Annotated in this window: 1 protein-coding gene; it reads left to right on the forward strand. The window is 47.8% G+C overall.

Features of this window, described 5'->3' with window-relative positions:
* Window positions 1–906 (forward strand): toxin VasX (locus EAE93_RS23905; protein WP_214040725.1); only part of this gene is annotated, 906 nt, incomplete at both ends.

Here is a 906-nt window from a genome sequence, read left to right on the forward strand (position 1 = left end):
TCATCACTCCAACAAACCAAAGGCTATGCCGCCCGCCTTCTGCGTCCCGGCTGGATATACATTAAGGAAGAAGACCCGCTTACCGCTCGCGGCAGCAAGGCCCGGGGCTATCTGCACATCTTTAAATACTGCGTGTCAGAGAAAGAGGTTAACGGCAAAAAACAGCGGGTAGAGAAATTCAAAAAATATATGTTTCTCAACCGCAGAGATGCCAGTGAAGGGCTTATCCCTGAGCCGGGCATTCGGGGCGAAGGTCATCCATTCCTGTTTGTCGCCAAAGATGTCATCAATATCAGTATCGCCTACAGTGAACACCCGTGGCACTCCTCGGTACTGGCTAAGATTGACAGCAGTCTTGAACTGCGGCAGAAAACCATGCAGTTTATCAATCTCGAACAGAAGCAATCCCCTTTTGCGGTTAACGCCTCAGACAAGTATTTTCGAAAACTGATTGTCGATTACAAAATCCGGCAGGAACAGTTTGCCAACATCAAGGCCATCATTGAAAAAGACATCAATGAACTGGATTTGGCTGACGTCAGTATTGATACGCTGACCACTCAGGACAGCTACGAAATGGACGCCGGTAAGATTATCCAGGAAATCAACAGTTATCTGCACTTCAATGAACAGGCGCGGATTGTGATCCTGCATGACCCGGTAGGCCGTCAGCGGGACATTGTGGAAGCCTACTCCATCCTGAATTTGTGGCAACAGAGCTATAACGCCTCCAACATCTACCCACTGACCATCGGTTTCTATGTCGAAAAGCTCAAAGCCACCAAAAACCCGGAGCTGAAAAAGAAAATAGATGACAGTATTCATCAGGACCGCTGGAACAACGACTGGCCGAAATTGAAAAAAGTCACCGAAGATTTTGAAGCGCGTCAGGCGATGTTTATGAAA

This window comes from Photorhabdus akhurstii (genome assembly GCF_018448925.1).
GTDB lineage: Bacteria > Pseudomonadota > Gammaproteobacteria > Enterobacterales > Enterobacteriaceae > Photorhabdus > Photorhabdus akhurstii.